Source organism: Variovorax sp. VNK109, from assembly GCF_049445855.1.
Taxonomy (GTDB): Bacteria; Pseudomonadota; Gammaproteobacteria; order Burkholderiales; family Burkholderiaceae_C; genus JAGOCV01.
In genome coordinates this window covers 149013-169046 of sequence record NZ_JBMSDV010000003.1, presented here as the reverse complement: position 1 = coordinate 169046, position 20034 = coordinate 149013, and the positions used below count along the sequence as shown (strand labels likewise).

The following is a 20034-nucleotide window of genomic DNA, read 5'->3' as shown; positions in this document are numbered from 1 at the left end:
CGGTGGCACGTCAGCGAGCCTTCCCGCCCGCATGCCAGCTTTACCGGACAACAGGTCCCGACCGGAACCCGTTGCACTGTTTTTCGGCTGCCCCATGCCACAACTTGAGGCCCTGCCCGAAATTTTTTCCAATTTATTTATTTGCCGTCCCGGCCTCAAGTTCCGCCGGGTGCTGCCGACACACCGCCTGGCCGCTGCGGCCCCGATTCCGTGACTTATGTCATGGAGCGGGGCCCGTCCCCGCCGCTTTGTCCCGGTCTTGTAGGAATAACTCCTACAAAGGTCTGGAAAAAACGAGACTCAAGTTACATCCATTCACCAATTCAGCGAATTGACGCGGATTGACACAATTAATCCATCGATTGAATGCGTGTCCACAAGGGGAATACACATGAACAGTGACCAGATCCTTTCCGAAATCCGTGAAGCCAACCTGACCTACCTCATGCTGGCCCAGACCCTGATCCGCAAGGACCGTGCAGAAGCCCTGTTCCGCCTGGGCCTGTCGGAAGAAGCGGCCAGCCTGCTCGAAACCCTCTCGCCGGCGCAGATCATGAAGCTGGCCGCCAACAACATCCTGCTGTGCCGCTTCCGCGTGAGCGACGACATGGTCTGGAACCTGCTCACCAGCCACAGCCAGCAAGGCGCCACGCGCCCGGTCAACGAAACCACCTCGCGCCTGCACGCCAGCATCCTGATGTCCGGCCAGTTCGCCGAAGCGCTGTAAGCCACCACTCAGGAGCCGGGCATGGCCACGAAAAGCATCCTCCAGGAAACGCAGCAGATCGAACGGGCCGTGAGCCTGATCCGCCTGGGCGCGCGTCTGCAGGTCCTTGAAAGCGAGACGGATCTTTCCTACGAACGCCTGCTCAAGCTCTACAAGGAAGTCGCAGGCCGTTCGCCGTCCAAGGGACAGTTGCCCTTCTCGACCGACTGGTTCCTGACCTGGCAGCCCAATATCCATTCGTCGCTGTTCCTCAATGTGCACGGTTACCTGTCCAAGACTTCGGACCTGGATGGCATTGATATCGTCATCAAGGCGTACAAGCTTTACAGCGAACAGATTTCCGCCTGCGGCCTGGAGCCGCAACTGTCCATCACCCGCGCGTGGCGCCTGGTGAAGTTCGTGGACAACAAGATGCTGCAGATGACCACCTGCTCGTGCTGCGGTGGCCATTTCGTCACCGAGCCGTACGAGAACGCGCGCCATTTCGTGTGCGGCCTGTGCCGCCCGCCGGCGCGTGCCGGCAAGGGTGCGTCGCTTGGTAACATCCAGATGCAGTAAGGCGTGACACTCAAGTCACCCCCCCTGCACGCCGATAACTAGCTATGTTCGTCATCATCGGTTACCTCGTCGCGATGGGTTGCATCTTCGGTGGATACATCATCCACGGGGGCAACATCATGGTGGTGATCCACGCGCTGCCCACCGAGCTGATGGTGATCGGCGGCGGCGCGCTGGGCGCGTTCATCGTGAACAACCAGCTCAAGGTGATCAAGGCCACGTTCAAGGCCATCCCGGCCGCGCTGAAGGGCTCCAAGTACACGAAGGCGCGCTACATGGAGCTGATGGCGCTGCTCTACGACATCCTGCAGAAGGCCCGCAAGGACGGGCTGATGGCCATCGAAAAGGATGTCGAGTCGCCCCACGAATCGCCGATCTTCCAGAAATACCCGACGGTGGGCAACGACCACCACGTGGTCGAGTTCATGACCGACTACCTGCGCATGATGGTCTCGGGCAACCTGAACGCCCACGAGATCGAGGCGCTGATGGACAGCGAGATCGAGACGCACCACCAGGAGGCGCACGGGCCGGTGGCCGCAGTGGCGCGCGTGGCCGGCGGTCTGCCGGCCTTCGGCATTGTGGCGGCCGTGCTGGGCGTGGTGAACACCATGGGCTCGGTGGGCCAGCCGCCTTCCGTGCTGGGCGCGATGATCGGCTCGGCGCTGGTCGGTACGTTCCTGGGCATTCTTCTTGCCTACGCCGTCGTGGAGCCGCTGGGCGGCCTGATGGAGCAGAAGATGGAAGACGCCGCCAAGGAATTGCAGTGCATCAAGACCACGCTGCTGGCCAGCATGCAGGGCTACAACCCCACCACGGCCATTGAATTCGGCCGCAAGGTACTCTTTTCCACCGAGCGTCCCACGTTCTCCGAACTCGAAGCGCACGTGCGCAAGAAGTGACCGGCCATGGCGACCGCCAAGAAGCTACAGCCCATCATCGTCAAGAAGGTCAAGAAGACCGCGCACGCCGCGCACGGCGGTGCGTGGAAGATCGCCTATGCCGACTTCGTGACGGCCATGATGGCTTTCTTCCTGCTGATGTGGCTGCTGGGTTCCACCACCAAGGGCGAACTGCAGGGCATTGCCTCGTACTTCAATTCGCCGCTGCAGGTGGCGCTGGGTGGCGGCAACGGCGCGGGCAACAGCTCCAGCGTCGTGCCCGGCGGCGGTACGGACTTGACGCGCTCGACCGGCCAGGTGCACAAGACCGACGGCAACGAGAAATCGGCGCGCCGCATCAGTGACGAAGCCGCGCGCGCGGAAGTGGCGCGGCAGGATGCTCGCCGCATCTCGAACCTGCGCCAGAAGATCGAAGTGCTGATCCGCGACAGCCCCAAGCTGTCGGAGTACCGCTCGCAGATCCGCCTGGACGTGACGCCCGACGGCCTGATGGTGCAGATCGTGGACGACCAGAACCGCCCGATGTTCGACACCGGTGCGGCCATGGTGAAACCCTACATGCGCGACATCCTCCACGAGATCGGCACCGCGCTCAACGGCATCGAGAACCGCGTCACGCTGGCCGGGCACACCGACGCCGCGCCCTACGGCAACGGTGTCCGTGGTTACTCGAACTGGGAACTGTCGGCCGACCGTGCGAACGCATCGCGGCGCGAACTGGTGGCCGCCGGCATGCCGGACGACAAGCTCATGCGCGTCGTCGGCCTGGCGGCCAGCGATTTGATCGACCCGGCGCATCCGCTCGCGCCGATCAACCGGCGCATCAGCATCACGGTGATGACGCGTGAAGCCGAGGAACGCCTGATGGGCTTTCCGCGCATGACGCCCAACGCCGCATTGCAGACCCTGGGCGGCCAGCCCATCGCCAACGGTGGCGACGTCGCGCCGCCCGTACCGCAGGCACCCGCCGTGGTACCCGCCGTCACGCCCGCCACGCCGAATGTGGTGGCCGGCGAAGCCGCGCGCAACGCGCCGGCGCCGCTTTCCCGTCCCTGATACCCGAAATAGGGGCTTTGCACCCCTCTTATCGGCCTTTAGCGCGAAGGGCCATTCCCGACAATCGTTGGACATTCACCGCCATTGAGCCATGGAGTCCAACAGTCAAGATCGCCAGTTGCCCGCATCGGCCCGCAAGCTGCTGCAGGCCCGCAAGGACGGGCAGGCCGCGCGTTCGCGCGACCTGTCACACCTGGCAGTTCTCGGCACGGGCGCGATCGGCGTGATGCTGCTGGCGCCCTGGATGATGAACACCTTCCATCAGGGCATCGTCGAGCAGTTCGCGTTCGATGCGACAACACTCGCGCAGCCCGGCGACATGGTCAAGCGCTTGCAGGGCATGGCGATGACCGGCTTGATGATCGCCGCCGCGTTCGCCGCTCTGGTGATCACCGCCGCCATCGTGAGCACCGTGGCCGCCGGCGGCTGGATCGCCAGCACCAAGCCCATCACGCCCGACCTGAACCGCATCAACCCGCTGTCGGGCCTGTCCAACCTTTTCTCCAAGCAGCAACTCGCCAACGTCGTGAAGCTGGTGTTCATGGCCCTCGCCATCGGTGCGCTCGGCTGGGTCTTCGTGTCGAACTCGCTGTCGTCTGTCGCTGCACTGGTGCTGCAGCCGTCGCCGGCAGCCATCCGCCAGCTGGCCGACTGGCTGGTCTCGGGTGTCGGCCTGCTGCTGCTCGTGGTGGTGGCGGCCGCGGTGATCGACGTGCCGCTGCAGCTGTATTTCCACCGCGCGAAACTGCGCATGTCGCACCAGGAACTGAAGCAGGAACACAAGGAATCGGACGGCAACCCGCAGCTCAAGAGCAAGCAGCGCAGCACGCAACGCGAAATCTCCCAGCGCGCCAGCGTGACCGCCGTGCCGCGCGCCGACTTCATCCTGATGAACCCGACCCACTTCGCCGTGGCGCTGCGCTACGACGACCAGACCATGAGCGCGCCGCAGGTCATCTCCAAGGGCGCCGACCTGCTGGCCATGAAGATCCGCGACATCGCGAAGGCGCACGACATCCCCGTCATCCAGTCGCCGATGCTCGCGCGTGCGCTCTACGCCCACGCAGAGATCGACCAGCCGATTCCCACGAGCCTGTACACCGCCGTCGCGCAGGTGCTGGCTTATGTGTACCGCCTGAAGGCCGCGCTGCGCGGCCAGGGCGCCTACCCGGGCGAGCCGCCTGAGACCTTCGTGCCGCCGGAGCTCGATCCGCTCCACAAGAAGATCGCCGCTGCATCGGCTCAAGGAGACGTCGCATGAGCGCGCTGGCTTCCGCACAGCAATGGCTCGGCCGCAACGGCCGGGTGATCGGCGGCATCGCCGCGCCGCTGCTGGTGGTGACCATCCTCGCGCTGATGGTGCTGCCGATTCCGCCGTGGCTGCTGGACGCCTTCTTCACGCTCAACATCGCCGTCGCGCTGATGGTGATGATGGTGGCCGCCTACATGGTGCGCCCGCTCGACTTTGCGGCCTTCCCGTCCGTGCTGCTGCTCACCACGCTGATGCGCCTGTCGCTCAACGTGGCATCCACCCGCGTGGTGCTGCTCGAAGGCCACACCGGCCCGGGCGCGGCCGGCGCGGTGATCGAGGCCTTCGGCCACTTCCTGATCGGCGGCAACTTCGCGGTCGGCCTGATCGTTTTCTCCATCCTCGTCGTCATCAACTTCGTCGTGGTGACCAAGGGCGCGGAGCGCATTGCCGAAGTGTCGGCGCGCTTCACCCTGGACGCGATGCCCGGCAAGCAGATGGCGGTGGATGCCGACCTGAGCGCCGGCAACATCGACGAGAAGGAAGCCCGCAAGCGCCGCTCGGAAATCGGGGAAGAAGCGAACTTCTTCGGCTCGATGGACGGCGCGTCCAAGTTCGTGCGTGGCGATGCGATCGCCGGCATCCTGATCCTGGTGATCTGCATCGTCGGCGGCTTCACCGTGGGCATGCTGCAACACGGCCTGTCGGCCGGCGAAGCCGCCAACAGCTACATCCTGCTGGCCGTGGGTGACGCGCTCGTGGCGCAGATTCCCGGCCTGCTGATCTCGGTCGCCGCGGCCATGGTGATTTCGCGCGTGGGCAAGGAACACGACGTCGGCCGCCAGATCGTCGGCCAGCTGTTCGCCTCGCCGCGCGTGCTGGGCCTCACCGCCGGCATCCTCGCGCTGCTGGGCGTGATTCCCGGCATGCCGCACATCGTCTTCCTGACGATGGCCGCCATCTTCGGCTACGCCGCCTGGTGGCTGCACAAGCGCCCCAAGCCGGACCCGAAGGCCGAAGTGCTGCCCCCGCCCGCTCCCGATGGCGAAGCGAGCTGGAACGATTTGCAGCCGGTGGACCTGCTGGGGCTCGAACTCGGCTACCGCCTCATCACGCTGGTGGACAAGAACCGCCAGGGCGACCTGCTCGCGCGCATCAAGGGCGTGCGCCGCAAGTTCGCGCAGGACGTGGGCTTCCTGCCGCCGGCCGTGCATGTGCGCGACAACCTGGACCTGAAGCCGAGCGGCTACCGCATCACGCTGCGTGGCGTGGTGGTGGGCGACGGCGAAGCTTTCCCCGGCATGTTCATGGCCATCAACCCGGGCGGCATCACCACGCCGCTGATCGGCACGCCCACGCGCGACCCGGCCTTCGACCTGCCCGCCCACTGGATCGAGGAACGCCAGAAGGAAGCCGCGCAGATGGCCGGCTACACCGTGGTCGATTCCGAAACCGTGCTGGCCACGCACCTGTCGCATGTGATGCAGGTGCAGGCCGCGCGCCTGCTCAGCCGCACCGAGACGCAACAACTGGTGGAACACGTCAGCCGCATGGCGCCCAAGCTCATCGAGGAAGTGGTGCCCAAGGTCATCTCGGTCGCGATCTTCCAGAAGGTGCTGCAACTGCTGCTGGAAGAAGGCGTGAACATCCGCGACATGCGCACCATCGTCGAGTCGCTCGCAGAAAACGCACCGACCACGACCGACCCGATCGAACTGGCGCGCCGCGTGCGCATTGCGCTGGCGCCGGCGATCGTGCAGCAGATCTACGGCCCCACGCGCGAACTCGATGTGATCGCCATCGAACCCGGCCTCGAACGCCTGCTGGTACAGGCGCTGGCCAACCCTTCCGGCCCCGCGCTCGATCCGGGTGTTGCCGACCTGCTGTCGCGCAGCGCCGCCGAAGTGGCGATGAAGCAGGAAGAGCGCGGCATGCCCGCCTGCCTGCTGGTGCCCGACGTCATCCGCAATTCCGTCGCCCGCCTCGTGCGGCGTGTCGCCCCGCGCCTGCAGGTGCTGGCGCACAGCGAGATCCCCGAAACCCATTCCATCCGCATTGGCCCCATTCTTAAAGGTGCAGCCACATGAACATCCAGCGCTTTACCGCCCCCACTTCCCGCGAAGCACTCGCCAAGGCGCGTGCCGTCTTCGGCGAAGGCACGCTCATCCTGTCCAACCGTCCCACGACGAACGGCGTCGAAGTCATGGCCACGGGTGAAGAGACGCTGGCTGAACTCGACGCTCAGGCCGCGGCCCAGGAACAGGCCCGCCAGGAAGAAGAAGCGGCGCGCCAGGAAGCCCGCCGCCAGCCCCGCAAGGAAGCGAAGCCCGCACCCGTTTCCACCGCGGCTGCTGTCGCGAAGGACACGGAACAACTGGCGATGAGCACGCTCTCGTTCCAGGACTATGTGCGCGAACGCATGCTGCGCCGCCGCCACGAGGCCATGCAGACCGTGCAGGCCGCAAGTCAGGCAGTGCAGGCACAACTGCTGGCCCCGAAGCAGGCGCAACCCGCCATCCCGGCGGCCTTCCAGTTCGCGCCGCCCATGGATGCCCGCGCCGAACCCCGCGTGGAGCCCCGCGCGGAACCGCGCTTCGAACCCCGCGGCGAACTGCAGATGGATCCCGCGCTCGACATGTTCCCGCGCATCGACCCCAGCCTGCTGCTGCAAGCCGTCCCACCCGAACCCGTGCAGCCCGCGCCCGTGCAAGTTGCACCTGCTGCCCCTGCGCAGGTCGCCCCCGTGCAAGCCGTTGCGCCTGTCGCAGCTCCTGTGGTTGCTCCCGTGGCCGTTGCTGTTGCTGCGCCGGCCGTCGTCGAGCAGCCCGTTGTGCAGGTTGCACCGGTTGCACAACCCGCTCCGGTCGCCCAAGCTATGGTGGCACCGGTCGCCGCAGCCGTCGCTGCAACAGTCGAAACCGCCGCCGAATCCGAAGCCAAGTCGCAGGGCATCGTCGATGAACTGCAGGCCATGAAGGCCATGATCGACGAGCGCTTCAACACACTCGCCTGGCTCGGCGAAACGCGCCAGGACCCGATCCGCGCCAACCTCATGCTCAAGCTGATCCGCGCCGGCTTCTCGCCGACGCTGGCGCGCACGGTGCTCGAGCACCTGCCCGAAGGCACCGCGCCTGCCGCCGCCGTCCGCTGGCTCACCGGCACGCTGCAGCGCAACCTGCGCACCGACGAACCCGGCCACCGCATGCTGGACGAAGGCGGCGTATTCGCCCTCGTCGGCGCGACCGGTGTGGGCAAGACGACCACGGTCGCCAAGCTCGCCGGCCTGTGCGCACGCGAGCACGGCAACGCGAGCGTCGGCCTGATCACGCTGGACACCTGGCGCATCGCCGCGCACGAACAGTTGCGCGCGCATGCAAGGCAGTTCGGCATCGTCGCGCACCAGGCGCATGACCGCGCCGCGCTGCAGGAGTTGCTGAACCTCTTCTCCAATCGCCACATGGTGCTGATCGACACCTCCGGCGTCGCGCCGACCGACCCGCGCATGCGCGGCATGCTCGACACGCTGGACCTGCCCGGCGTGAACCGCGTCGTCGTGCTCAACGCCGGCAGCCATGGCGACACGCTCGACCACGTGCTCTCGTCGTTCAAGGGCAGCGGCACGCAGAACGCGATCCTCTCCAAAATCGACGAGGCCGTGAAGCTCGGCCCGGCGCTGGACACGCTGATCCGCCACCAGTTCGTGCTGCGCGGCGTGACCAACGGCCAGCGCGTGCCGGAAGACTGGAACGCCGCCGACTCGGCCACGCTGATCAGCCAGTCGATGCGCGCACCGGCGCGCTCGGCGTTCGATCCGCGCGCGGCCGACCTCAACTTCTTCTTCTCGCCCGACGACGCAGCCAATGCGCCGCAACGCGCGGAAGCCGCACGGGCCTGAACGGGGACACGTCGATGTACACCCAGAAGGGCCAACTCGACCGCGATGCGATGATCCGGCAGTACGTGCCGCTGGTCCAGCGGCTTGCGCACCACATGATCGCGAAGCTGCCGCCCAACGTGGAGCTCGACGACCTGGTGCAGGTCGGCATGATCGGGCTGGCCGAGGCGCTGTCGCGTTTCGAAGCCAGCCAGGGCGTGCAGTTCGAGACGTTCGCCTCACAACGCATCCGCGGCGCGATGATCGACGAACTGCGTGAAGGCGACTGGATGTCCCGCGGCTCGCGCAAGAGCCAGAAGGACATCGAACACGCGGTGCACCGGCTCGAGCAGAAGCTCGGTCGCCCGCCGATCGAATCGGAAATTGCCGCCGACCTCAAGATGAGCCTGGCCGAATACCAGTCGCTCCTCGGCCGCGTGCGCGGCACTCAACTCGTGTATCTGGAAGACATGGCGAACACCGAGGAGGACGACAGCTTCCTCGACCGCCACGTGGCCGACGCCGAGGCCGACCCGCTAAGCGTGCTGCGCGACCAGCGCCTGCGCCAGGCGCTGGTGCATGCCATCAAGGGCCTGCCCGAGCGCGAGCAGCAGATCATGAGCATGTACTACGAGCGCGACATGAACCTGAAGGAAATCGCGCTCGTGCTCGGCGTCACCGAATCACGCGTGTGCCAGCTGCACAGCCAGTCGATCGCGCGGCTGCGCGCGAAGATGCGCAGCCATTGACAACTAACTCCATGGCCACCAGTAAGGCCATGCCCTGCGCGGCGCCTTTTTCTTCGTGTCCGGATGGTTGGGACGCAGATTGTCAGGGATCTCAAGTTGACCATCCCGCCCTGCGCGGTGGCAAAGATCCGCTTCAGGCCACCAAAAGACTTTTCTCTTTTCGCGGAGAAGTTCGACATCGCTTTCGGCCAGAAAGAGACCCGTCCTGTTGTCATGAAGCTTGACGAAGCCATAGTCGGGACCAGTAAAGTAGAAAGCCCTCCATAGTTCCATCCGGAAGCATTGACCAGGGTTGACTTCCTCGTAGAGGAGCCTGGCATAAACCTTGGGCGAGTAAATATTCCAGGTCAAAACGCAAAGGGCAATACCCACGAAAATTGAGAGCAGGATAACTCCTGCAGATGTTTGTCTGGTCATGTCGATCACCCACTCAGGACAGGGGCTTGGGTTGCGCAGTTGTGGCGCTGAGTGGCAGTTTCAGCTTGATGTCACGTCCCACACGAACGTATGGATCCTCGTCGAGTATCCAGAAAATCTGGCCACTCCCCATGAGGTCCACGACATCGCTTTCACCGAGAAAAGCACCAGTCTTGTTGTCGTACAGCATCACGAAGACATGGTCGATACTGGTGAAATAGAACGCTTGCCATGTTTCAAGGCGGAAGCGTTGGTCGGGGCTCACATCGTCGTAGAGGAACGTGGCGTACGCTTTGGGAGAGAAGACGACCCAGGTTGAGATGCATACGGCGATGCCGAGGAAAATCCCGGCCACCACCTTCCATGTCGTTGATATTCTTCTGATCATGGGATAAGGATCGGTTGGAGATCGCGCGTGGTCCATGTCACATCAGAGTAGACAACAAAGTCGGAGCCTGTCTTGTGATGCGCCTGCCATCGGCGGAAATCGTCGTTGTACACGGGCACAAAGCCGGGGAACTTCGTCGACAGTTGCCCGGGAGAGGTAAGCAGGGCGAAATCCGCTGTTTCGGCTTTGTTCAAGCACCGATCACGACTCCATATTCCGAGAGGAATATGTTTTTCGAAGCGAGTGTCAGTGAAGTCATAGGTGTCGCGCACATACACACCGAGCTTTGCCGGATGAAATGTGGTTCGCCTACTCAGGGGATTGAAGGTCGTGCGCCCCACGACCGCGGCGTGCAGTACCGCCTTACCCAGCGCGCCGTACAGGTCGTCCAGCACATCTGTCTTGGAGCCGATTGATCTGGCGTTCACTTGGCAGACGGCCGCAAGATCGCGTCCAGATGTCAGTCCTCGCCCGAGATCGAACGGCAGCAGTTGCCCGTTCTTCCACCCTGCATCAGTCAATCTAGTCGTCAACAATTCGATGCCTGCAGGCGACGCCCAGTTGCTCACGAGATCCGTGAACGCGGCATGCGTTCGAGGAAATCCGGCAACCCACTCCAGCTTGATGAGCTGATCTTCGTATTGAGCTTGACTCAACTGGCGGGGATCTGACTTCCCTTCGCGGACATCTCTCGGCATCACCCACGCCGGCTGCCTCGCAAACCAGCGCCGCATCATCCTGGCCGACACGGTCCAGCCCATGCGGTCCATCGCACCGGGAATCTCGTCCAGGTGCAGGGCTTTCATCAGGACCTGTTTTCCCTGCGTCTGGCTGTGGTGCGAGGTGACCGAGACAGCCAGCGGTGCCTTGATGCTCATTCCCTGATGCCCATGCGCGTTTGCACGGCGTGGGTCAGTTCGACTTTCCCGGGTGAGCTGCCAAAGGCGTGATCGGAGCGGCCGTCGGCGTCCGATCGTCCGTGATGGATGCCCGCGAGGCTGCTGAACTCGTAGGTAACTTCAGGCATGGGGCGGCCTGAGGTCTGATCCTTGAATTCGAAGTGTTCGTCATACGCGGTTTGTGCCGGGCTCTGGGCCGAGCGAACCGCAGCCGCGCTTGCACCGGGGTTCCCCTCGATGGAAACCGTGAATGTCCTGCAACTGGCGATAAGGCTTGCGCCGCAGGAGGTGCGGGCTCCTTCGTAAGCCATTGGCTTACCGTTGGCTCTTCGATTGTGTGCACCTTCGACTATGGCGTTGACGCCGTGGATCGGACAATCGAAGGAATCGCCCATGCAGGCGACCGGGACACCGTGCACCTTGAATGTCTCGATCCCACTGACAACCCGCCCTCCGTGATCTGACGTATCTCCGAGCCGAATGACTGGAAGCTGCATGACTGACTCCTTACTGATGAAGAGGAGTCAGAGTTTCAATTGAAGAGGAGGCGCGGAAATGTGTGAAGTTGAAACGCGTGGGCTGAGACGTGCCCACGCAAAGCAGCAGCTTTTCGATGTGTTACCGCGCGATCTTCCGCTCGATGCTTTCGACCACGCCCGCGCGCAGCGTGATGATCGTCATGGTCTGCGGATCGCGCGGGTGCGGGAAGTAGGTCCAGGTCTTCACTTCCGGCTGGCCCTTGATGTTGTTCACGAACGCTTCGTGATCGGGCTTGCCGATCTTGTACATGACCTCGCCTTCGGGCGTGCCGCGCGAGATGAATGCGCGGTCCCTGGGATCCACGGCGTGTGCGGCAAGTGAGCCCGCGGCGATGGCGGCGATGAACGACGCGCGGATCAGCGTCTTGATGTGTGGCATTGGAGAACCCCCTTCGACGTGGTGCCGGGCACCTGCGGCCGCCATCCTACCTGACCCCCGCCTGACCCGCCGGATACGCAATTCCACGCATCGCCAAAGGGGTTTTGCGGGCGCACCATACGTATCGGGAGACACCGTTTACTCCTCTTCCCTCCTTGTGTCTCCCGCGTGTCAAAACGCTTTCGCCCTCGCCAGTCGCGAGGGCGTTTTCTTTTCAGTTTTCAGGAACGGAGAAGGAAATCCGGCGAAGGGAAATCAGCTGCGCGCGTCGTAGATGCGCGCCACGTTGCCTCGCGATGCTCCGGCCGGGGCATAGACAGCATTGGCGGACATCGGGGCCTCGGGCAACACGGTGGACAGGGCGCGTTCCACCAGGGCGGAGCGGCGGGCGAGCTGCTCGCGCTGCAGTCCGATCAGGCGCACGGCCTGGTCCAGGCGCTGGGCGAGCGGCCTGGCCAGGTGCATGGCGGAGGGCGATGCGTCCAGCACGTGCGAGAGCGCCAGCGCTGCGTTGCGCAACTGGTGGCTGGCCATCTCGAGTTTTTCGGGTTCGCCGGTTCGCACGGCGTCGCCCACCACTTCGATTTGCTGTTCGACGCGGACCAGCGCCGACTCGGCGTCGGACAGGAGCGTGGAGGACGGAGTTGCAGTCTGGAGTGTCTGTTGCATGGGTTCAGCGTCGGGCGCGACTCAGGATTTCCTGCGCGTTGGCCAGCAGCTTGTCGGCAATCGCATCGGCATCCACCTTGAAGGTGCCGTTGGCAATTTCCTCGCGCACGGCCTGCACGCGTTCGATGTCCACGCCATCGCCGGCGGAGACGGATTCTTCGAGGGAGCGCACCTGGCTCGAGACGGTGACCTTGACCTGGGCAGGCGCGGCTGCACTCGACGCGGGCTGCGGGGTCGCAGCGGCCGGCGAGGCATCCTGTGCCGCCTTTCTGGTGCCGGAAGTCCCGGCCTGGGCAGCGATGTCTGGCAATTGATTGATCTTCATCGCGCTCTCCTGACCCCCAGGACGGGGATCACACCTGTCTATCGACCGTTTCGCTCTCCGACTTTAAATTAATTACATCTCCACCTGTACTGTGCGGGCATCCAGCACGGTACCGGAGGTTATTTTTCCGTTGTCCATGCGCACGCGGACCATCTGGCCGAGCACGCCTGCCGTCAGCGCCTGCCCTTCGGCGGCGATCTGGAACCCGGGGCCGCCCGCCATCACGCGCACCTGCGTGCCAGCAGCGAACATCTGGGGCGGCTTGACCATGGACTGGCGCAGCGGCTGCCCGCCCACCAGCGCGCGGGAAGCGGCCAGGCCCACCCACTGTTCGGTATCGGCCAGCACGGGCGAGTTGTCGGCGGCCCAGTCGGCCTCGACCTGCACGGCGTCGGCCTCGGTCAGCGTCTGGCCGGGCAGCACGTTGTCGCGCAGCACCCAGGCCGGGCCGTAGGCCTTGATGGTGATGGGAAGGAAGACGTTCCAGCGGGCATTGCCATCCACGCAGCGCAGGCCCAGGCGGGTACGGCCCCACAGACGGGTGCCGACGGGGATATGGGGTTCGACCCGCGCACAGGGCGCCAGGCGCAGGCGACTGTCCAGCGCGCCGACCGAGACTTCCATGCGCAGGGGCATGCCAGCGGTCTGCTGGGCGCGGGCCACGGCGTCGTTCAGCCAGCGCTGGGCTTCGGCGTCCAGCTGGAAGCTGCCCGAGCCGTCGTTGGGCATCTGGACCTGCGCCCAGGCGGCGGAGAAGGGAACGGCGAGCGCCACGCACAGCGAGGCCAACCACCTGCGCGCGCGCGCGGATGGCTGGAATGCAGTCGGTGATGTAGGGGCCATGCGATCTCCGCAGGAAAGGTTCGGAATGGGTTGCCGTCGTGGCCGCCAAGGCTTTGCCACGACCAAAACTATAAGGACGGCCAACGCAAGCGAAGCGTGGAACAAGCCGCCAATCACCCCTTTCTTCAGCGTTTAGAAAAGCGCCTGCGTTCCCATAATTTCCTCAAGCCGAAGGCCCCGCTGCCGACTACGGCGACGCCCTCGACACGACGCGACCGAACTGCAAGGAAATTTCGCGATGCTGGACAAGATGACGAACGGACTGGACTTCCACACCAAGGCGCTGGTCTTGCGTGCGGAGCGCCAGCGTGCGCTCGCCAGCAACATCGCGAATGCAGACACGCCCGGCTACAAGGCGCGCGACTTCAACTTCGCCCAGGCATTGAATCAGGCCTCGGGGGGTTCGTCGGTGTCCGCAGGCACCGGCTCCGTACCGCTGGCTGCGCCGCGTTCAGCGTCGCCCACGGCCGGCGCGACCCATCCGCAGCACATGCCCGTTGGCATGGCGGGCGGCGGCGCAGGCTACACGGTTCAGACCGCCGGCTACGCCACACAGGCACAGCCCAGCATGGACAACAACACGGTCGACCTGGACCGCGAGCGCGCCGCGTTCGTGGACAACGCCGTGCGCTACGAAGCCACGCTTCGCTTCATCAACGGCCAGTCCAAGACGCTGCTGGCCGCCATCACCGGCCAGTAAGCGGCCAGGCAAGGAACACCACCATGTCCATGTTCTCCATCTTCGGCATCTCCGGCAGCGCCGTGAGCGCCCAGTCACAACGGCTGAACGTGGTGGCCAGCAACCTGGCCAACGTGGACGCCGTGGCCGGCCCCGATGGCCAGGCCTACAAGGCGCGCCAGGTGGTCTTCCAGACGGTGCCGATCGGCGCCGAGAAGGCCCCGGGCGTGGCAGTGAGCAACATCACCGAAAACCAGGCCGAAGGCCGCCGCATCTACGACCCGAGCAGCCCCATGGCCAACACCGAAGGCTACGTCGTGCACTCGAACGTGAACCCGGTGGAGGAGATGGTCAACATGATCTCGGCCTCGCGCTCCTACCAGAACAACGTCGAAGTGATGAACACCACCAAGAACCTGCTGCTCAAGACGCTGCAGCTGGGCCAGTAAAGGGAGACACGCCATGGCCGCAGTCAACAACGGAACTTCCGCAGCTTCCACGTCCTACGTCTACCAGCCGACGTCGTCGCTCGACTCCAAGTCGGTCAGCGCCACGTCCAGCGACGGCGCGCAGGACCGGTTCCTCAAGCTGCTCGTCGCGCAGTTGAACAACCAGGACCCGATGAACCCGATGGACAACGCCGAGATGACCTCGCAGATCGCGCAGATCAACACGGTCACGGGCATCCAGCAGCTCAACACTACGGTGAAGGACATGGCCTCGCAGTTCGCCTCGCTGCAGATGCTGCAGGGCAGCGCGATGGTGGGCCGTGATGTCATCACCGAAGGCAACATCCTCTCGCGCGACGGCAACACCGCCACCGGCGTGTTCGAGCTCGAGGGCGCGACCACCGGCACCAAGGTGCAGGTCCTCACGCCCGGCGGCGTGGTGCTGGACACCATCCAGCTGGGCGCCAAGACGGCCGGCACGCACACCTTCGACTGGGACGCCACGGCGTATCCAAACACCGAGCTCACCTTCAAGGTCACGGCCAACAACGGCGCCGACACCGTCAAGTCCACCTCGTACATGCAGGACCGTGTGCTGTCCGTGGGCATGGTGGATGGCGCGCTCGCCGTCGAACTCGCCTCGCTGGGCACCGTGAGCTACAGCGCCATCAAGGCCATCCAGTAACCGCATCCTTCGCAGCCACCGCAACGCCATTCCGTCAGGAGCCAATCCATGAGTTTCCAGCAAGCCCTCTCAGGCCTCAACGCAGCAGCCCGCAACCTCGACGTGCTGGGCCACAACATCGCCAACGCCAACACCACCGGCATGAAGGCGCAACGCACGGAATTCCAGGAGGTGTATGCCAGCGCGGCCGGCATCGTCGGCGGCGTGAGTTCGGGCCTGGGCGTGCAGGTGGGCGGTGTGTCGCAGCAGTTCACGCAGGGCAACCTGAGCATCACCGGGAATGACCTGGACCTGGCCATCAACGGCAGCGGCTTCTACCAGCTGCAACTGACCGACGGCAGCACGGCCTACACCCGCGCCGGCGCCTTCAAGCTCGACCGCTCGGGCAACATCGTGGACATCAACGGCTCGCAACTCATGGGCTACACAACGGACGCGGTCGGCAATCGCACGAGCGCCACGCTGATTCCGCTGCAGTTGCCCACGGCCACGCCGATCGCCGCGCGCCAGACCACCACGCTCGAAACCTCGTTCACGCTCGACGCGACCGCCCCCGTGGCCGCCTCCGCCACGCCGCCCACGCCGGTCACCACCTATGGCACCTCGATCACCGCCTTCGACTCGCAGGGCATCGAGGTGCCGGTGGGCATCTACTTCAGCAAGACCGCCAACAACACCTGGGACGTCTACACCAGTGTGAACGGCAGCACGCCCACGCTGCACACCAACGTGACCTTCGCAGCCGACGGTTCGCTCAACGCATCGACCATCCCGCCGCTCACGCTGACCTCGCAGAACGGCTCGTTCAACGTCAACATCGACCTGGGCACCACGACGCAGCTGAACTCCAATTTCGGCGTGGACAAGCTCGAACAGGACGGCTATACGGCCGGCACGCTGACGGGCATCTCCATCGGCGGCAACGGCGTCATCACCGCGACCTATTCGAACGGCCAGACGCAGGCCGCCGGCCAGGTGGCGCTCGCGAACTTCCGCAATGTGCAGGGCCTGGCCACATCCAGTTCCAGCTACTGGAGCGAAACCTTCGAATCCGGCCAGCCGCTGATGGGCGCGCCTGGCGAAGGCCAGTTCGGCGTGCTGCGCTCCGGCACGCTGGAAGAGTCCAACGTCGACATCACCGCCGAGCTCGTGAACATGATGACGGCGCAGCGCGCTTACCAGGCCAATGCGCAGACCATCAAGACGCAGGACCAGGTGATGTCGACCCTGGTCAACCTGCGCTGAACCTGATTAACCGGACCGAGCTGCCATGGACCGCCTGATCTACACCGCGATGACCGGCGCCAACGCCGCCTCCCACAGGCAGGCGGTGCTGGCCAACAACCTCGCCAATGCCTCGAGCAACGGCTTTCGCGCCGAGCTGTCCACGTTCCGCGCGGTGCCGCTGAATGGCGACGGCGCGAGCACGCGCGTGTTCGCGCTCGAAGCCACGGCCGGCCACTCCAGCCTGCCCGGCGCGGTGCAGCGCACGGGTCGCCCGATGGACGCGATGGCCATGGGCAACGCCTGGTTCGCGGTGCAGGGCCTGGACGGCACCGAGTCCTACACGCGCAACGGTTCCTTCGAAGTCACGCCCGAAGGCCAGCTGGTGAACTCCAGCGGCCTGCCGGTGCTGAGCGACGGCGGCGCGCCGATCGACGTGCCGCCCAACGCGAACGTGATCCTCGGCTCCGACGGCCTGATCAGCGCACAGGTCGGCAACCAGCCGGCCACGACGCTCGGCCGCCTCAAGCTCGTGACGCCGACGGCCGACGACCCGCTCAAGCGCGGCGCCGACGGCCTGTTCCGCGCCACCTCCGAAGACCCGCTGCCGCAGGACGCCACCGCGCGCATCCAGACCGGCGCGGTGGAAGGCTCGAACGTGAACCCGGTGGAGACCATGGTCAGCATGATCCAGGCCGCCCGCCAGTTCGAAACCCAGATGCGCCTCATGCAGACCGCAGAGGCCAACGACAAGTCCGCCAGCCAGTTGCTGGGCAACGGCTGATACCCAGGACAGGAAGAACACGCCATGATCAATTCGCTCTGGATCTCCAAGACCGGCATGGAAGCCCAGCAAACGCAGCTGGACGTCATCTCGCACAACCTGGCCAACGTGTCGACCACGGGCTTCAAGCGCGCCAACGCCGTGTTCGAGGATCTGATGTACCAGAACCTTCGCCAGGTCGGCGCCTCGAGCACCGAACAGTCGACGCTGCCCACCGGCCTGCAGCTCGGCCTGGGCGTGCGCACCGTGGCCACCAGCCGCTCGTTCGCGCAGGGCAGCATGCAGCAGACCAACAACAACCTGGACGTGGCCATCAACGGCAACGGCTTCTTCCAGGTGACGATGCCCGACGGCACCATCGGCTACACGCGCGACGGCACCTTCCAGGTGAACGCACAGGGCCAGATGGTGAATTCCTCCGGCCTCGCGGTGGCCAACGGCATCACGGTGCCGGCCGGCGCCAAGAGCCTGTCCATCGCTGCCGACGGCACCGTGTCCGTGACGGTGGCCGGCAGTTCCACGCCGCAGACCGTGGGTACGCTGGCGATGGCGAGCTTCGTCAACCCGGCGGGCCTGGAGCCCAAGGGCCAGAACATCTTCGCGGAGACCGCAGCCTCGGGCCAGCCGAGCGGCGGCACGCCAGGCACCAATGGTCTCGGCGTCATCATGCAGGGCTTCCTGGAAACCTCGAACGTGAACGTGGTGCAGGAACTGGTCACCATGATCCAGACGCAGCGCGCCTACGAGATGAACTCCAAGGCGATCCAGACCTCGGACCAGATGCTGCAGAAGCTCGCGCAACTCTGAGGACGAAGCCGATGTTGTCCTCCGAATCCCTTTCGCGCATCGCCGGCGTCAGCCTGGTGGTCGGCGGCGTCGCGCTGCTCATCACCGGCTGCGAGACGCTCACGCGCACGCCGCAGGTGGATCTGTACAAGCCGGTCGCGACGACTGCACAGGCGCCCGTGCCGGTGCAGCAGGTCGCCACCGGGAGCCTCTACAGCAAGGCCACGTACCGCCCCGCCTTCGAAGACCGCCGCGCGCGCTTCGTCGGCGACACGGTGACCATCACCATCGTCGAGAACGTCACCGCCAAACAGACGCAGACCTCCACCATCGACAAGAGCAGTTCCACCTCGGCTTCGCTCACCGCGGTACCGCTTCTCTCGGCGTCCACGCTCGGCCGCCTGAGCACCGATGCCGGATCGACCAGCGCCTTCGAGGGCAAGGGCGGCACCGAGAGCGCCAACACCTTCACCGGCTCCATCACCGCCACCGTGGTGGAAGTGCTGCCCAATGGCCACCTCGTCGTCACCGGCGAGAAGCAGATCGGCGTGAACCAGAACGTGGACGTGCTGCGCTTTTCCGGCACCATCGACCCGCGCGCCATCCAGGCCAACAGCCTCGTGAGTTCGCAGCAGGTGGCCAACGTGCGCATCGAATCGCGCAGCCGCGGCCAGTCCGGCGAAGTGCAGGCGATGCCCTGGCTCGCCCGCTTCTTCATGACGCTGCTGCCCTTCTGATCATGAACATTCCATCGATCCGCTTCGGCGCATTCCTCCTCCTGCTGGCTTTCCTCGCGCCCGCGCATGCGCTGCGCGTGAAGGAAGTCGCCGCCGTGCAGGGCGTTCGCTCCAACCAGTTGACAGGTTATGGCCTGGTCGTCGGCCTCGATGGCACGGGCGACCAGACCACGCAGATGCCCTACACCACGCAGAGCATCTCCAACTACCTGCAGCAGATGGGCATCTCGCTGCCCGCGGCCAACCTGTCGCAGTTGCAACTGAAGAACGTGGCGGCCGTGATCGTCACCGCGCAACTGCCGCCCTTCGCACAGCCCGGCCAGGTGATCGACGTGAACGTGTCGTCCATCGGCAACGCCAAGTCGCTCAAGGGCGGCACGCTCGTCATGACGCCGCTCAAGGGCGTGGATGGCGAGGTGTATGCGCTCGCTCAGGGCAACATGGTCGTGGGCGGCGCAGGCGCGTCGGCCGGCGGCAGCAAGGTGCAGATCAACCATCTTTCGGCGGGTCGCATTCCCAACGGCGCCCAGGTCGAGCGCTCGGTGCCCACGCCGCTTCAGGAAGGCGAGTTCATCAACCTCGGCCTGAACGCGGTGGACTTCCAGACCGCGCATCGCGTGGCACAGGTCATCAACACGCGGCTGGGCTCGGGCCTTGCGCAGGCGCTGGACGGGCGTACCGTGCAGGTGCGCGCGCCGCTGAACCCGAGCTCGCGCGTGACCTTCATCGCAGCACTCGAAGAGCTGCCGCTCGAAGCGTCGATCCCCGCCGCGAAGGTGGTGATCAATTCGCGCACCGGCTCCATCGTGCTCAACCAGGCGGTGACGCTCGGCCCCTGCGCGATCGCGCACGGCAACCTCTCGGTCACCATCAGTTCGACGCCCGTCATCAGCCAGCCTGCCCCGCTCTCGCGCGGCGAGACGGTGGTGGCCCAGCGCTCGGACATCCAGATCAAGCAGGAGCCCGGGATCATGATCCAGATGGGCAACTCGCCGCAGCTGACCGATGTGGTGCGCGCGCTCAATGCACTGGGCGCGACACCGCAGGACCTGCTGGCGATCCTGCAGGCCATCAAGGCATCCGGCGCGCTCAACGCCGAACTGGAGATCATCTGAC

General features: G+C 65.1%; 24 protein-coding genes. 16 read left to right on the top strand and 8 right to left on the bottom strand.

Going from position 1 to position 20034, the window contains the following annotated elements:
• The first annotated feature begins 391 nt into the window (after positions 1-391).
• The 8 genes from flhD (at position 392) to ACO2Q9_RS11845 (ending at position 9115) form a co-directional block, all read left to right on the top strand.
• Positions 392-727, top strand: a complete 336-nt coding sequence (gene flhD, locus ACO2Q9_RS11880) for a flagellar transcriptional regulator FlhD (RefSeq protein ID WP_423311564.1) — start codon at positions 392-394, stop codon at positions 725-727.
• Positions 728-748: 21 nt separating this feature from the next.
• Complete coding sequence (gene flhC, locus ACO2Q9_RS11875) at positions 749-1285, top strand: flagellar transcriptional regulator FlhC (protein ID WP_423311562.1); 537 nt, start codon at positions 749-751, stop codon at positions 1283-1285.
• A 44-nt stretch (positions 1286-1329) separates the two neighbouring features.
• On the top strand, positions 1330-2187 hold the full coding sequence (gene motA, locus ACO2Q9_RS11870) for a flagellar motor stator protein MotA (protein WP_423311560.1): 858 nt from the start codon (positions 1330-1332) through the stop codon (positions 2185-2187).
• A 6-nt stretch (positions 2188-2193) separates the two neighbouring features.
• On the top strand, positions 2194-3243 hold the full coding sequence (gene motB, locus ACO2Q9_RS11865; protein ID WP_423311558.1) for a flagellar motor protein MotB: 1050 nt from the start codon (positions 2194-2196) through the stop codon (positions 3241-3243).
• A 91-nt stretch (positions 3244-3334) separates the two neighbouring features.
• Positions 3335-4504 carry an EscU/YscU/HrcU family type III secretion system export apparatus switch protein gene (locus ACO2Q9_RS11860; protein ID WP_423311556.1) on the top strand — a complete coding sequence of 390 codons (1170 nt, stop codon included), beginning with the start codon at positions 3335-3337 and terminating at the stop codon, positions 4502-4504.
• Positions 4501-6579: a flagellar biosynthesis protein FlhA gene (flhA, locus tag ACO2Q9_RS11855; protein ID WP_423311554.1), complete on the top strand. Its 2079-nt coding sequence runs from the start codon at positions 4501-4503 to the stop codon at positions 6577-6579. The genes ACO2Q9_RS11860 and flhA overlap by 4 nt, the downstream gene beginning before the upstream one ends.
• A complete protein-coding gene (flhF, locus tag ACO2Q9_RS11850; RefSeq protein ID WP_423311552.1) occupies positions 6576-8387 on the top strand; it encodes a flagellar biosynthesis protein FlhF in 1812 nt (603 codons plus the stop codon). The genes flhA and flhF overlap by 4 nt, the downstream gene beginning before the upstream one ends.
• A gap of 14 nt (positions 8388-8401) precedes the next feature.
• A complete protein-coding gene (locus tag ACO2Q9_RS11845) occupies positions 8402-9115 on the top strand; it encodes an RNA polymerase sigma factor FliA (protein ID WP_423311550.1) in 714 nt (237 codons plus the stop codon).
• Positions 9116-9118: 3 nt separating this feature from the next.
• On the opposite strand, the gene ACO2Q9_RS11840 is transcribed toward ACO2Q9_RS11845, so the two are convergent.
• From ACO2Q9_RS11840 to flgA, 8 genes are all read right to left on the bottom strand, one after another.
• Positions 9119-9532, bottom strand: a complete 414-nt coding sequence (locus ACO2Q9_RS11840) for a hypothetical protein (protein ID WP_423311548.1) — start codon at positions 9530-9532, stop codon at positions 9119-9121.
• A 13-nt stretch (positions 9533-9545) separates the two neighbouring features.
• Complete coding sequence (locus tag ACO2Q9_RS11835) at positions 9546-9920, bottom strand: hypothetical protein (protein WP_423311546.1); 375 nt, start codon at positions 9918-9920, stop codon at positions 9546-9548.
• A complete protein-coding gene (locus tag ACO2Q9_RS11830) occupies positions 9917-10798 on the bottom strand; it encodes a DUF6402 family protein (protein WP_423311544.1) in 882 nt (293 codons plus the stop codon). The genes ACO2Q9_RS11835 and ACO2Q9_RS11830 overlap by 4 nt, the downstream gene beginning before the upstream one ends.
• On the bottom strand, positions 10795-11316 hold the full coding sequence (locus ACO2Q9_RS11825) for a PAAR domain-containing protein (RefSeq protein ID WP_423311542.1): 522 nt from the start codon (positions 11314-11316) through the stop codon (positions 10795-10797). Before ACO2Q9_RS11825 ends, ACO2Q9_RS11830 begins: the two co-directional genes overlap by 4 nt.
• A gap of 121 nt (positions 11317-11437) precedes the next feature.
• Positions 11438-11737: a hypothetical protein gene (locus ACO2Q9_RS11820; protein ID WP_423311540.1), complete on the bottom strand. Its 300-nt coding sequence runs from the start codon at positions 11735-11737 to the stop codon at positions 11438-11440.
• Positions 11738-11992: 255 nt separating this feature from the next.
• On the bottom strand, positions 11993-12406 hold the full coding sequence (locus tag ACO2Q9_RS11815; RefSeq protein WP_423311538.1) for a hypothetical protein: 414 nt from the start codon (positions 12404-12406) through the stop codon (positions 11993-11995).
• Between the two features lie 4 nt (positions 12407-12410).
• The gene (gene flgM, locus ACO2Q9_RS11810) at positions 12411-12731 is read right to left on the bottom strand and encodes a flagellar biosynthesis anti-sigma factor FlgM (RefSeq protein ID WP_423311536.1); all 321 of its coding nucleotides are present in this window, start codon (positions 12729-12731) and stop codon (positions 12411-12413) included.
• A gap of 72 nt (positions 12732-12803) precedes the next feature.
• Positions 12804-13574, bottom strand: a complete 771-nt coding sequence (gene flgA, locus ACO2Q9_RS11805) for a flagellar basal body P-ring formation chaperone FlgA (RefSeq protein WP_423311534.1) — start codon at positions 13572-13574, stop codon at positions 12804-12806.
• A 238-nt stretch (positions 13575-13812) separates the two neighbouring features.
• Here flgA and flgB point away from each other — a divergent pair, with 238 nt between their 5' ends.
• Genes flgB through ACO2Q9_RS11765 form a run of 8 tightly spaced genes read left to right on the top strand, consistent with a single transcriptional unit; the run spans position 13813 to position 20033 of the window.
• A complete protein-coding gene (gene flgB, locus ACO2Q9_RS11800) occupies positions 13813-14274 on the top strand; it encodes a flagellar basal body rod protein FlgB (RefSeq protein ID WP_423311532.1) in 462 nt (153 codons plus the stop codon).
• Between the two features lie 23 nt (positions 14275-14297).
• Positions 14298-14702 carry a flagellar basal body rod protein FlgC gene (flgC, locus tag ACO2Q9_RS11795; protein ID WP_423311528.1) on the top strand — a complete coding sequence of 135 codons (405 nt, stop codon included), beginning with the start codon at positions 14298-14300 and terminating at the stop codon, positions 14700-14702.
• A gap of 13 nt (positions 14703-14715) precedes the next feature.
• On the top strand, positions 14716-15387 hold the full coding sequence (locus ACO2Q9_RS11790; RefSeq protein WP_423311526.1) for a flagellar hook assembly protein FlgD: 672 nt from the start codon (positions 14716-14718) through the stop codon (positions 15385-15387).
• A gap of 48 nt (positions 15388-15435) precedes the next feature.
• Complete coding sequence (flgE, locus tag ACO2Q9_RS11785) at positions 15436-16632, top strand: flagellar hook protein FlgE (protein ID WP_423311524.1); 1197 nt, start codon at positions 15436-15438, stop codon at positions 16630-16632.
• Between the two features lie 25 nt (positions 16633-16657).
• Positions 16658-17395, top strand: coding sequence for a flagellar basal body rod protein FlgF (locus tag ACO2Q9_RS11780; RefSeq protein ID WP_423311522.1), 738 nt, complete (start codon positions 16658-16660; stop codon positions 17393-17395).
• Positions 17396-17419: 24 nt separating this feature from the next.
• Positions 17420-18202: a flagellar basal-body rod protein FlgG gene (flgG, locus tag ACO2Q9_RS11775; protein ID WP_423311520.1), complete on the top strand. Its 783-nt coding sequence runs from the start codon at positions 17420-17422 to the stop codon at positions 18200-18202.
• Between the two features lie 11 nt (positions 18203-18213).
• Positions 18214-18918 (top strand): flagellar basal body L-ring protein FlgH, encoded by a 705-nt coding sequence (locus ACO2Q9_RS11770; protein WP_423311518.1) that lies wholly within the window; start codon positions 18214-18216, stop codon positions 18916-18918.
• A gap of 2 nt (positions 18919-18920) precedes the next feature.
• A complete protein-coding gene (locus ACO2Q9_RS11765) occupies positions 18921-20033 on the top strand; it encodes a flagellar basal body P-ring protein FlgI (RefSeq protein ID WP_423311516.1) in 1113 nt (370 codons plus the stop codon).
• Position 20034: the final 1 nt, after the last annotated feature.

Bases quoted from the DNA above. Each gene is read 5' to 3' on its own strand.
- flhD (WP_423311564.1), top strand. From the start codon at position 392: ATGAACAGTGACCAGATCCTTTCCGAAATCCGTGAAGCCAACCTGACC.
- flhC (WP_423311562.1), top strand. From the start codon at position 749: ATGGCCACGAAAAGCATCCTCCAGGAAACGCAGCAGATCGAACGGGCC.
- motA (WP_423311560.1), top strand. From the start codon at position 1,330: ATGTTCGTCATCATCGGTTACCTCGTCGCGATGGGTTGCATCTTCGGT.
- motB (WP_423311558.1), top strand. From the start codon at position 2,194: ATGGCGACCGCCAAGAAGCTACAGCCCATCATCGTCAAGAAGGTCAAG.
- ACO2Q9_RS11860 (WP_423311556.1), top strand. From the start codon at position 3,335: ATGGAGTCCAACAGTCAAGATCGCCAGTTGCCCGCATCGGCCCGCAAG.
- flhA (WP_423311554.1), top strand. From the start codon at position 4,501: ATGAGCGCGCTGGCTTCCGCACAGCAATGGCTCGGCCGCAACGGCCGG.
- flhF (WP_423311552.1), top strand. From the start codon at position 6,576: ATGAACATCCAGCGCTTTACCGCCCCCACTTCCCGCGAAGCACTCGCC.
- ACO2Q9_RS11845 (WP_423311550.1), top strand. From the start codon at position 8,402: ATGTACACCCAGAAGGGCCAACTCGACCGCGATGCGATGATCCGGCAG.
- ACO2Q9_RS11840 (WP_423311548.1), bottom strand. From the start codon at position 9,532: ATGACCAGACAAACATCTGCAGGAGTTATCCTGCTCTCAATTTTCGTG.
- ACO2Q9_RS11835 (WP_423311546.1), bottom strand. From the start codon at position 9,920: ATGATCAGAAGAATATCAACGACATGGAAGGTGGTGGCCGGGATTTTC.
- ACO2Q9_RS11830 (WP_423311544.1), bottom strand. From the start codon at position 10,798: ATGAGCATCAAGGCACCGCTGGCTGTCTCGGTCACCTCGCACCACAGC.
- ACO2Q9_RS11825 (WP_423311542.1), bottom strand. From the start codon at position 11,316: ATGCAGCTTCCAGTCATTCGGCTCGGAGATACGTCAGATCACGGAGGG.
- ACO2Q9_RS11820 (WP_423311540.1), bottom strand. From the start codon at position 11,737: ATGCCACACATCAAGACGCTGATCCGCGCGTCGTTCATCGCCGCCATC.
- ACO2Q9_RS11815 (WP_423311538.1), bottom strand. From the start codon at position 12,406: ATGCAACAGACACTCCAGACTGCAACTCCGTCCTCCACGCTCCTGTCC.
- flgM (WP_423311536.1), bottom strand. From the start codon at position 12,731: ATGAAGATCAATCAATTGCCAGACATCGCTGCCCAGGCCGGGACTTCC.
- flgA (WP_423311534.1), bottom strand. From the start codon at position 13,574: ATGGCCCCTACATCACCGACTGCATTCCAGCCATCCGCGCGCGCGCGC.
- flgB (WP_423311532.1), top strand. From the start codon at position 13,813: ATGCTGGACAAGATGACGAACGGACTGGACTTCCACACCAAGGCGCTG.
- flgC (WP_423311528.1), top strand. From the start codon at position 14,298: ATGTCCATGTTCTCCATCTTCGGCATCTCCGGCAGCGCCGTGAGCGCC.
- ACO2Q9_RS11790 (WP_423311526.1), top strand. From the start codon at position 14,716: ATGGCCGCAGTCAACAACGGAACTTCCGCAGCTTCCACGTCCTACGTC.
- flgE (WP_423311524.1), top strand. From the start codon at position 15,436: ATGAGTTTCCAGCAAGCCCTCTCAGGCCTCAACGCAGCAGCCCGCAAC.
- ACO2Q9_RS11780 (WP_423311522.1), top strand. From the start codon at position 16,658: ATGGACCGCCTGATCTACACCGCGATGACCGGCGCCAACGCCGCCTCC.
- flgG (WP_423311520.1), top strand. From the start codon at position 17,420: ATGATCAATTCGCTCTGGATCTCCAAGACCGGCATGGAAGCCCAGCAA.
- ACO2Q9_RS11770 (WP_423311518.1), top strand. From the start codon at position 18,214: ATGTTGTCCTCCGAATCCCTTTCGCGCATCGCCGGCGTCAGCCTGGTG.
- ACO2Q9_RS11765 (WP_423311516.1), top strand. From the start codon at position 18,921: ATGAACATTCCATCGATCCGCTTCGGCGCATTCCTCCTCCTGCTGGCT.